This window comes from Arthrobacter sp. HMWF013, from assembly GCF_003061105.1.
Taxonomy (GTDB): domain Bacteria; phylum Actinomycetota; class Actinomycetes; order Actinomycetales; family Micrococcaceae; genus Arthrobacter.
Genome location: NZ_QAIQ01000552.1, coordinates 1 through 10,033, shown reverse-complemented (window position 1 = coordinate 10,033; position 10,033 = coordinate 1). Strand labels below are relative to the sequence as shown.

Sequence of the window (10,033 nt, the reverse complement as noted above, 5' to 3'; positions counted from 1 at the left end):
CGGTCAAGGTTGCTGGTCTCATCCACCATCACCCGGGCATGCTGCCACGAGATCACCCCGGCCGTGAGTGCGGACAGGGTCAACGGCAAAGCAGTCGTCAGTGTCAGGGATTCGGTCAGCAGGGCCCCGGCGGTCCGTTCGCCGACCGTCAGGGCACAGGCGACCTCCGCGACCAACGCCATTTCCTGCGCGGTGGCCTCCTGCGGCGACAGCGCCGGCGGGTCCAACGCCCTGGAGACTTCGACCAGTTCCGCGAGTACCTTGACCTTCTCCGCCGCGGTCCGGGCCTCAAGCCGGGAAATCCCGGCCAACCGGTCCAGGCAATCATCCTTCCGCCGGCGCAACGGATCCGACGTAAACAGCACCTCACCCTGGGCTACGTCACCCTTGGCTCCGTCATCACAGTCACCGCCGCCGGGACTCCCAAGGCGTGGGGACGGGGCAACGGCTCGGCCAGCGGCAACGGCACAGTCAGCGGCTACGGCACGGCCAGCGGCGGAGGCCATGATGCGCTCCAACACCTCATCCGCCGTCGTACTTTCCATACCCCCATCATCCTGCGGGGCACCGACAATTTCCGTGCGGACAAAGGCCTATGTGGATAACTTAGCGGTGGAAGAAACCCAGGCCTGACCTGCCGGGTTTCAAGGCGAGAATCTTTGGGCAAGCCCGAGCACTCCTGGTCCGGTTCGAGCCCGGTCACCTGCCGTTTTGGGGATGCGCGGCATGCTCCGGTAACCTATTCAGGTTGGTGACGTGTCCGAGCGGCCGAAGGTGCAACACTCGAAATGTTGTTTGGTGTAAAAGCCAACGTGGGTTCAAATCCCACCGTCACCGCCAATACGAAAGGCCCTGCTTCCCTGTAACACCGGGAAGCAGGGCCTTTTTCTTTACCCGGTGATTGCTCCACAATCTGGAACGCGTACGGGGCAACCTGGAACGCCTACGAAGCGGACATCAGCCGGCGAAACGCCCGTCGGGTGTGCTTGCTCAACCGCCGGGCCATGGGCTCCTGACCAGTGAAAAACGTCCTGCGGGATCCACCAGGAACTGCCCCGGGAGAGACACAGTCCGCCTCATCACCGACGGTTTACGATCGCCGGGGGAATAATTCCTGAAAAGCAGCTACCTGTTACAGGGCGTACGTTGCACCAGAAAGGACCGACCATGGTTTACGACCGTGAGCGAGAACGGCGTGACGATGCCGTGTACGCCGAACACAAGAGGGCTGTTGCAGCTGGCGGGAAGCGGGTACTTCGCAGGACCAGCAACGGCGAGCTGCACAGCTACCTTGGAGACGAGATTGGCTTCACGCCCGGCCGCGGCCAGGCCCAGGTCAGCACCTGGTGGGGCATGGGAATCCTTATGGTCTTCTCAGGAATCATATTCATTGGAGGATGCTGGGTTTTTCAACTCCCCCTTTGGGAGGGCAAAGGACCTGAATGGGGCGCCTTGTGGGTGATGGGCCTCTCCGGATTCCTTACGCCCTATGCATACACCCTCGCCCGAGATGAGTACCGGGCCACCCGGCTCCGCAAGCGCCGCGGTTCCCCTCAGCCCGGAACCGGCAACGTCGACGTCGACCTCCTTAAGCTGGGTCAGGCGCGTCCCGGCCACCCCGACCCGAGCCCTCAGTAAGAGCCGCTGCCGATGCCCGCCCAGGGGTAGGTTCACGGTTGCGAGAGTCTGGAACCGGCGCGGCTTCCGGGACTTCCGCTGGCACAATGGAGCCCTCCGGGTCTTCGTGTTATTCAGCTCCAGCGTTCAGAGAACGGAGGCGGAAGGGGCCGGCAGATACTCAGCCCGCTCGTGCGCCGAGTTCACGGCTGACTCCCGGTCAGTGAAGCTGATGCCTGCCGACTGCCCGGAGGATGTTCCCCTCCAATACGGCAGCAGCAATGTGACCGATCACCGGCTGCCAGAGATCAACAAGACGGTGCAGAGCCGCTGGTGAGGGAAAGTGCGCTGGTCCGCGCTGCATGAGGCAGTGAGGTGACCGGCGAACGCGCACTGGCAGCCGCCCGTCGTCGGACGGCCCGCCAGCCGCAGCCAGCTGCGGGCGTTAGTGCTCCGCATCTGCAGCCGCCTTCTTTGCGTCCTTTTCCGCGTCCTTCTCGGCGCGCAGCGCCTCCGCCTCGTGCTGCTCCTCGGCTTTTTCCTGGTGGATGACCGCAGCCAGAAGCTTCTCCATCTCCTTGGCCACGCCGGCGGCTGAGGCCGGGTTCTGGCCGGTCACCAGCCGTTCGTCCACCACGACCTTTTCCTCGAAGACACCGGCGGAGACGTGGGTGGCGCCTTGTTCCTCGAGCCGGTCTGCCAGGAAGAAGGGGATGACCTTGTCCTTTCCCGCGGCAACCTCCTCGTCGTTGGTGAAGGCGGCTACCTTCCTGCCCTCGACAATCCGAAAGCCGTTGTCCAGCTCGACGTTCAGCAGCCCGGCCGGCCCATGGCAGACTGCGCCCACCACACCGCCGGCGTTGTAGACGCTGGCTACGAGTTTCTGCAGGCCTTCGCTGTCCGGGAAGTCCCACATGGTGCCGTGGCCTCCCACGAGGTAGACGGCGTCGTACTGTCCAGGATCGACGACGTCGACGCGGGCAGTGTTGTACAGGCCGGCACGTGTGGTCTCATCCTCAGTAAAGGCAACCTGGATGGGATCCCCCGAGTCCACTTTGTCCCGCGGAGGCTGGCCGCCCTTGATGGATGCGAAGTCGACGAAATGCCCGGAATCCTTGAAGACCTTCCAGGGATGTGCAGCCTCGGCCACGTTGTAGCCGGTCTTCTCTCCTGTGTCGCCAATCTCCGAAACGCTGGTCAGTACCATGAGGATTTTCTTCATGAAGTGCTCCTATCGTCCAACTTCCCACCCTACGCCCAGCCACATCCGGGCGGGCCGGGGCGGCGGGGACGCCGGAGCGCGCGGGTGCCGCAGCGGCGGCGGCGCCGGATCCGGGCGCGCCCGAGGGAAACCCGACGCTCCGGACAGCCGATCAGAGCTTGTCTGTTCTGTCCTCACCCTTGTGGCCGGTTCCACGCAGGTTTTCCTGCACCTTGCCGAAGAGGTCCTTGATGGTGGACTCCGTGTTGGTGAGCATGTCCGGCTGCAGATAAACCTGCTGGCTGCCCGGAATGCTGTAGCTCGCCTGCAGGCCGCCGCTGCCCTGCACCCCATGAAGGGCGATGGTCACGCCGCCTTCTTTGCGCGCAATGGCAGCGATCTTCCCGAACACCAAGGTGAACTCATCGGGCTCGAAACTGACAGTGTGTCCGATGTGTGTGCGGTTGAGTTCGCTGGCAGGAGTTGCCTTTTCGTTGCCAGTTCCTGAGTAGTTCATCGTGTGCTCCCTGAGGTTGTTGGCGACTTACGCGAGCAGTCTAGCCCCGACCCTATCCTCGGTACATAGCCCGTTGGATGACAGCAAATTGGGGCTTGCGGCAACCCCTGCGAGACTGGGTCCTGAACGCCGCCCGTCACCTTGAGGAGCCATCCATGACGCCCACAACCGCCTCTTCCGGCCAACCAAACCGCATCACGAAGCTGTTCGGTACGGACGTCCCAGTGGTCCTCGGTCCTTTCGGCGGCGTCTCTTCCGTGGAACTGACAGCATCCGTGAGCGACGGCGGCGGGCTGGGTTCCTACGGCCTGTACGGCTACGGTGCCGACGCCATCCGTGACACCGCGGCTGAGCTCAGGAAGGCGACGCCCCGGCCGTTCGCTCTTAACCTGTGGGTTCCCACCGGCGACGAACCCGCGACGCTCACCCGCACAGATTTCGACCAGTACGCCGAGAAACTCCGGCCGTATTTTGACGACGTGAACCTGCCCCTCCCGGAAATGCCGGACCGCTACCTGCCGGACTACGACGAACAGGTGGAGGCAACGCTGGAAGCGGCTCCCGCCGTCGTAAGTTTTGTGTTTGGTGTGCCGGCACCGGAACTCGTGGAGGAGGCACACCGGCGGAGAATCGTGGTGGTGGGCACCGCAACCACCGTGGCGGAAGCCGTGGCCCTGGAAGCCGGCGGCGTGGATGCCGTGGTTGCCAGCGGCATGGAATCCGGCGGCCACCGGGTCTCGTTCCTGAAGCCGGCTGAGGAGTCCCTCATCGGCACGTTCGCCTTGGTCCCCCAGGTGGCGGACGCCATCAGCATCCCGGTGATCGCCGCCGGCGGTATCGCCGACCGGCGCGGCTACGCTGCCGCGCGGGCCCTCGGAGCCGACGCCGTCCAGGTGGGCACCGCTTTCCTGGCCACCAGGGAGTCGGCCGCGGTCCCGGCGTACCGCGAGATCCTCCGCTCCCCGGCCGCCGGCCAAACCGTGCTGACACGGGTCCTCAGCGGACGGCTGGCCCGCGGCATCCCCAACCGCATCATCGCGGAGCTTTCCACCGCCGGCGAACTGGCACCGTTCCCTGCCCAGAACTGGCTCACCGGCCGCTTCCGCCCCCAGGCAGCCACGCAGGGAAACACGGAGCTCATGTCCTTGTGGTCTGGCCAGGCCGCATCGTTGCTCCGCCACGACTCCGCCGCTGACGTCCTGGCCGAACTCATGGCAGGCGCCGAGCACCGGTAGAATCTGAGGGTCGCCCCGGCGCACCGGACAACACGCAGAACGGCAGCGGCAACGAACATGACCACCAGCAAGGGAGGATCCGTGCGGATGCACCACGGCCGGGCTCCCTTCCATTTCCTCCGCGCCGCTGCGGTGTCCACCAGCATCCTGACCCTCGCCGGGGCTGCGCACGTGTTTGGCGGAGGAGACCTTCCCGCCCCGCCGATCCTGCTGGCTGTCCTGGCTCTGACAGGGCTGGCAGCCACCACGGCCACCCGCCTCAAACTCAATGTTCCCGCGATGGCAGCGCTCCTGGGTGCAGGCCAGGTGGCGCTCCACGAAGTCTTCGGGGCCTTCAGCGCTCCTGGCCTTTCCACCGGCCAGCTGGCAGCGGAGCCCCACCACTTGTCCGGAGCAGCCGCGCCCGCCCTCGAAACCGCCGCTCACCTGCACGGCCAGGACTCCCCCACCGGAACCATGATGCTGGTGGCACACATCCTCGCCACGGCGGCATGCGCGCTGCTCCTGGCCAAAGGCGAAGATTCGCTGTGGGCCCTCGCCGCGTGGCTGAGGCCATTGACCCGGCTACCGGAGGCTGTAACGCCCGACGCCGGACCGGCGCCGGCGGTATCCGGCCCACCGCCGGTTTCCCCGTTCCGCCTTTGGCGGAACCTCAGGCTGGACAGCCGACGCGGCCCGCCTTCCGCCGTCGTGATTCCCTGACCTGCCCGCACCGGATCCCACGGCTGACGGGCCACCACCCGTACTTCCGCACGCCTCTTTCCGGCGTGCGTCCGAAAGGCAAACCCATGAACACCACCTTCCTCCGCCGCACCCTCACGGCGGCAGCAGCTTCCGGCGGCGCCGCCGTCCTGATCCTCACCGCCGCGGCAGGCGCCTCGGCCCACGTTGGCGTCGCGCCGGACAAGACGGCGGCCAACTCCTACGCGCTCCTGACGTTCGGCATTCCGCACGGCTGCGAGGAGTCGGGCACCACAAAAGTGGCCATCACACTTCCGGCCGAGCTCAACGACGCCCAGCCCACAGTGAACCCCAACTGGTCAGTGGAAAAGGTGACCGAACAGCTTGCGGAGCCCAAAAAGCTGGCCGACGGGACGTCCATCACCAAGCGCACCAGCCAGATCGTCTACACAGCCAAAACTCCGCTGGACCACGAATTGCGCGATGCCCTGGTGCTGTCCGTCAAGCTTCCGGACACTGCAGGCTCAACGCTCTACTTCCCCACCCTGCAGACGTGCGAGACGGGCCAGACCGACTGGTCGGAAATCGCCAAGGACGGCCAGGACCCGCACTCCCTGAAGGCGCCGGCGCCGTCCATCACGGTCACTGCTGCAGCCGGCACCGACGGCCACGGGGCTGCAACAGACACGCCGGCCCACAGTACTGAACAGGCGGCAGCCGTGACCGGCAGCGGCGCCGATGCGCGCAGCTGGGCGGGACTTGCCGCCGGGCTCGGCGGCCTGGCACTGGGCGGAGCCGCATGGGCGCGCAGCGGATCCAGGCGTCCAGGCGGAACGGCCAAGTAACACTCAGGACTTTGATGCCCGGATGATCACGATCCGGGCATCAAATCCGCCTGCCGTGCCGTGGCATCGTTGACTCCAGCCACACTGGCCGCAATGGTTATGCCATGAGGTCTCTGGGAATGCCACAGGTGTTTGTTCTTACGACGGCGGCGGTGCTGATGCTCAGCGCCTGCGGACCGAGCCAGGCGCAGCCGCAAGGGACCACGACGCCCGGCACCAACTCCGCCAGCCCGTCCACTTCGCCGGCTGCCCCAAGCGCGTCCCCATCGCCGTCGTCGACCTCCCCCGGCATCACCTCGCCAGCGGCTCCCGCGCTCTGCAAGGCAGCCACACTCACCGCTGCGACGGACGCGTCCGGCGGCGGCGCTGCCGGCAGCGTGTACATGAAGCTGAACCTCACCAATACCGGCACGGCACCGTGCCTGCTGAGGGGTTTCCCGGGGGTATCGCTGACGGCCAACGCCGAGGGCGAACCGATCGGCGCTCCGGCCACGCGGGACGAAGCGAACCCCGTGGTGGACGTCCTGCTCGCACCGGGCCAGACCGGAACTGCGGTGCTCCGCTACACCCAGGCCGGCAACTACAGCGACTGTACCCCCGTGGCTGCCGCAGGTTACCGTGTGTACCCGCCGGAAGACACCGCCTCACTGTTCCTGCCCCAGCCCGTCAAGGCCTGCAGCAACGCAAACATTGCGCTTTTGAGTGTCGGGGCCTTCCAGCCCGCGTAGGTTGCTTTCAGCCCGCCTGGGGTCCCGCAGCTGATCCTCAGCTCTGGGCGTGGCCGCAATTGATAAGTACACTTATCTTCTATGACCTCCCTTTGGTTGGACCGCGGGCAATCCTTCAGTTCTGACCCGTTCACGGCCGGCACCAGCTACGACACCGTTGTGGCTGGGGCGGGGCTGACCGGACTGGTCACCGCGCTGCTCCTGGCCCGGTCAGGTCAGCGGGTCCTGGTCCTCGAGGCCAGATATCCGGGTGCCGTCACCACGGGGAACACCACGGCCAAGGTCACCCTGCTGCAGGGGTCCGTGCTCTCCGCCCTGGCAAAGCAGTATCCGAAGAAGCAGGTCCACGCCTATGTGGAGGCGAACAGGGAGGGGCAGGCCTGGCTGCTCCGCTACCTCGACGAACACGGGGTCCCCTATCAGCGCCGCGATGCGTACACCTATGCAGCCTCCGCGCAGGGAACCGCGGTCCTCCGCGACGAACAGGCTGCGGCCACCGCGGCCGGCCTGGACGTTGAATACCTCCGCGAGACCGGCCTGCCCTTCCCCGTCCACGGGGCGCTGCGCCTGGCTGACCAGGCGCAGATCAATCCGATGGACGTCCTGGACGCCTTGGTTACCGATGTCCGCGAGCGCGGCGGCACCATTGTCAGCGGCGTCAGGCTGCGCGACGTCACCGGAAGCCACCCGCTGACTGTTCAGACGGATCAGGGCGAGGTGACGGCCAACCAGCTTGTCCTGGCCACGGGCACGCCAGTCCTGGACCGCGGACTCTACTTCGCCAAGCTGAAGCCGAACCGTTCGTACGCCGCAGCATTGGAACTGCCGGAGGGCCAGTCCCCACCTCCCGGCATGTACATCTCAGTCGAACATCCCACGCACTCGCTTCGGGATTATGAGCGGGGCGGCCGCAAGCTTCTCCTGGTGGGCGGCCACGGCCATCCTGTGGGGCGGGCCACGTCTGAAAAGGCCCATTTGGCCGGGCTGCTGGACTGGGCCGCCGGGCACTATCCCGGCGCCGTTCCCACGCACACCTGGTCCGCCCAGGACTACCAGGCCACCAACCTGATGCCGTTCTTTGGCAAGCTTCCCCGGGGCAGGGGCCACGTCTACTTCGGCACCGGCTACAACAAGTGGGGCATGACCAACGGGGTGGCCGCAGCCCTGGGGATTGCCAGTGACATCCTCGGCGGGCAGCTGCACTGGGCGGAAACCATCCATCACCGTGTCACCTCTCCCGCCGGCGCATTGTCGGCCGTTGCCCTGAACGCCGGGGTGGCCGCAAAGCTGGCCACGGGCTGGGGGCATGTTGCCGCCGACGGGCGGACGAAAGCGGCCGACGCAACGCCGGAAAACACAGCCCCACCGGCCGACGGCGAGGGCCTGGTGTATCGCGACGGTGTGCATCCGATGGCGGTCTCCACCGTCGGAGAGACCACGTGCCGGCTATCGGCCGTGTGCACCCACCTGGGCGGGATAGTGCACTGGAATGACAGCGAAAAGAGCTGGGACTGCCCCCTGCACGGCTCACGTTTTACCAACGAGGGAAAGCTCCTGGAGGGCCCGGCAACCAAGGATCTGCCGCTGGCCGACGCCAACGGGACCACCGGTGCCGGGGCGAAAAGCTCCGGATCAGACACGGTGTGACGTCCGGTAAAGCAGGCCGGAAAGGATCCGCTCCCCGGGTGCCTGACGGCACCGGCAATCCTGTCGGTGGGGTAGGGCATGATGGAGGAATGCAGGAGGAACAGGCAGCAAAATCCGGGTCCGAGGCGGTACCGGTAGCTGGCCATGCCTCGGGTCCGGGGACCCCCATGGGCCGGTTCAGCCGGCCCACCCGGGACTGGTTCCTCGGCGCCTTTTCGGAGCCCACCCCTGCCCAGGACGGTGCCTGGGACGCCATCTCGCACGGCTCGCATGCCCTGGTGGTGGCACCCACCGGCTCCGGTAAAACGCTTGCGGCTTTCCTCTGGGCCCTGGACCGGCTGCTGGTTGCCGCGCCCACCGCTGACCCGGAATTGCCCGGGCTCGATGCCGCGCCTGCTGACCTGGCTGTGAATCAGCCGGCAAAGTCCTCTGCCAAGGGGGCCACCAAGGGAAGGCGGCCGCGGCCGCCCAAACGCAAAACCCGGGTCCTCTATATCTCCCCGCTGAAGGCCCTCGGCGTGGATGTGGAACGGAACCTGCGCGCGCCCCTGATCGGCATCACGCAGACCGCCAAGCGGCTGGGACTTCCTGCCCCGCTGATCACCGTGGGGGTCAGGTCCGGTGACACCACCACGGCGGACCGCCGCTCGCTGCTCAGCAACCCGCCGGACATCCTCATCACCACCCCCGAATCGCTGTTCCTGATGCTCACCTCCCGGGCGCGGGAGACGCTGACGGAGGTGGACACCATCATTGTCGACGAGGTCCATGCCGTCGCCGGAACCAAGCGCGGAGCCCATCTGGCCGTCTCACTGGAACGGCTGGACGCCCTGCTCCCCAAGCCGGCCCAGCGGATCGGCCTCTCGGCCACCGTGGAACCCCGCGAGCTGGTGGCACAGTTCCTGGCCGGTTCGGCCCCCGTGGAAATCGTGGCGCCGCCGTCGCGCAAGAACTGGGACCTCACGGTGTCCGTTCCTGTGGAGGACATGTCGGACCTGCCCGCCGCGGCCGGCGCCTTCGACTCCGGACCGGCGTCCGGGCTGCAGCCCCAGGCCTCCATCTGGCCCCATGTGGAGGAAAAGATCGTTGACCTGGTGCTGGCCAACCAGTCCACCATCGTCTTCGCCAACTCACGCCGGCTGGCGGAGCGGCTGACCGCCCGGCTCAACGAAATATACGCCGAACGGCAACTGATCGCCGTCGGTGGCGGCTGGGATGATGCCTCGGCTGCCGGGGACCCGCCGTCTCCGGGCGTCACCTCCTCCGGCGTTGCCGCGTCCGGCCTCGCCAGGCCCGGCCTCGCTACGTCCACAGCAACGCCTGCCCACATGATGGCGCAGGCAGGCAGTACAACCGGGGCTGATCCGTTGCTGGCCCGCGCGCACCACGGCTCGGTTTCCAAGGACCAGCGAGCCCTCATCGAGGACGATCTGAAGTCCGGACGCCTGCGCTGCGTGGTGGCCACCTCATCGCTGGAACTCGGGATCGACATGGGAGCAGTGGACCTGGTGGTTCAGGTTGAATCCCCGCCCTCTGTGGCCAGCGGACTCCAACGGGTGGGC

The 10,033-nt window shown here is 66.6% G+C and carries 9 protein-coding genes, 1 tRNA gene and 1 pseudogene; 8 read left to right on the top strand and 3 right to left on the bottom strand.

The window, feature by feature from the left end; translation table 11 throughout:
* Window positions 1-545 (bottom strand): annotated as a pseudogene (locus DBR22_RS18925) (HNH endonuclease signature motif containing protein); the annotation flags it as partial.
* A gap of 205 nt (window positions 546-750) precedes the next feature.
* On the opposite strand from DBR22_RS18925, the gene DBR22_RS18920 reads away from it, so the two are divergent.
* Both DBR22_RS18920 and DBR22_RS18915 read left to right on the top strand, forming a co-directional pair.
* Window positions 751-840, top strand: a tRNA-Ser gene (locus tag DBR22_RS18920).
* Between the two features lie 327 nt (window positions 841-1,167).
* A complete protein-coding gene (locus DBR22_RS18915) occupies window positions 1,168-1,638 on the top strand; it encodes a hypothetical protein (RefSeq protein WP_108600268.1) in 471 nt (156 codons plus the stop codon).
* A 424-nt stretch (window positions 1,639-2,062) separates the two neighbouring features.
* On the opposite strand, the gene DBR22_RS18905 is transcribed toward DBR22_RS18915, so the two are convergent.
* On the bottom strand, window positions 2,063-2,839 hold the full coding sequence (locus DBR22_RS18905; RefSeq protein ID WP_108600266.1) for a type 1 glutamine amidotransferase domain-containing protein: 777 nt from the start codon (window positions 2,837-2,839) through the stop codon (window positions 2,063-2,065).
* Between the two features lie 151 nt (window positions 2,840-2,990).
* Window positions 2,991-3,335, bottom strand: coding sequence for a hypothetical protein (locus tag DBR22_RS18900; protein WP_108600265.1), 345 nt, complete (start codon window positions 3,333-3,335; stop codon window positions 2,991-2,993).
* A 155-nt stretch (window positions 3,336-3,490) separates the two neighbouring features.
* Between DBR22_RS18900 and DBR22_RS18895 the strand changes: the two genes are divergently transcribed.
* The 6 genes from DBR22_RS18895 to DBR22_RS18870 all read left to right on the top strand — a co-directional run.
* A complete protein-coding gene (locus DBR22_RS18895) occupies window positions 3,491-4,570 on the top strand; it encodes an NAD(P)H-dependent flavin oxidoreductase (protein ID WP_108600264.1) in 1,080 nt (359 codons plus the stop codon).
* Window positions 4,571-4,627: 57 nt separating this feature from the next.
* The gene (locus DBR22_RS18890; RefSeq protein WP_258229305.1) at window positions 4,628-5,272 is read left to right on the top strand and encodes a hypothetical protein; all 645 of its coding nucleotides are present in this window, start codon (window positions 4,628-4,630) and stop codon (window positions 5,270-5,272) included.
* Window positions 5,273-5,358: 86 nt separating this feature from the next.
* The gene (locus tag DBR22_RS18885) at window positions 5,359-6,096 is read left to right on the top strand and encodes a YcnI family copper-binding membrane protein (protein ID WP_108600263.1); all 738 of its coding nucleotides are present in this window, start codon (window positions 5,359-5,361) and stop codon (window positions 6,094-6,096) included.
* Between the two features lie 119 nt (window positions 6,097-6,215).
* On the top strand, window positions 6,216-6,824 hold the full coding sequence (locus tag DBR22_RS18880) for a DUF4232 domain-containing protein (RefSeq protein WP_258229304.1): 609 nt from the start codon (window positions 6,216-6,218) through the stop codon (window positions 6,822-6,824).
* A gap of 81 nt (window positions 6,825-6,905) precedes the next feature.
* Complete coding sequence (locus DBR22_RS18875; RefSeq protein WP_108600261.1) at window positions 6,906-8,471, top strand: FAD-dependent oxidoreductase; 1,566 nt, start codon at window positions 6,906-6,908, stop codon at window positions 8,469-8,471.
* Between the two features lie 167 nt (window positions 8,472-8,638).
* Window positions 8,639-10,033, top strand: a 1,395-nt coding sequence (locus DBR22_RS18870; RefSeq protein WP_146187575.1) for a DEAD/DEAH box helicase, incomplete at its 3' end; no start/stop codon positions are given.

Coding starts and splice junctions, on each gene's coding strand:
- DBR22_RS18915 (WP_108600268.1), top strand. CDS start 1,168: ATGGTTTACGACCGTGAGCGAGAACGGCGTGACGATGCCGTGTACGCC.
- DBR22_RS18905 (WP_108600266.1), bottom strand. CDS start 2,839: ATGAAGAAAATCCTCATGGTACTGACCAGCGTTTCGGAGATTGGCGAC.
- DBR22_RS18900 (WP_108600265.1), bottom strand. CDS start 3,335: ATGAACTACTCAGGAACTGGCAACGAAAAGGCAACTCCTGCCAGCGAA.
- DBR22_RS18895 (WP_108600264.1), top strand. CDS start 3,491: ATGACGCCCACAACCGCCTCTTCCGGCCAACCAAACCGCATCACGAAG.
- DBR22_RS18890 (WP_258229305.1), top strand. CDS start 4,628: ATGACCACCAGCAAGGGAGGATCCGTGCGGATGCACCACGGCCGGGCT.
- DBR22_RS18885 (WP_108600263.1), top strand. CDS start 5,359: ATGAACACCACCTTCCTCCGCCGCACCCTCACGGCGGCAGCAGCTTCC.
- DBR22_RS18880 (WP_258229304.1), top strand. CDS start 6,216: ATGCCACAGGTGTTTGTTCTTACGACGGCGGCGGTGCTGATGCTCAGC.
- DBR22_RS18875 (WP_108600261.1), top strand. CDS start 6,906: ATGACCTCCCTTTGGTTGGACCGCGGGCAATCCTTCAGTTCTGACCCG.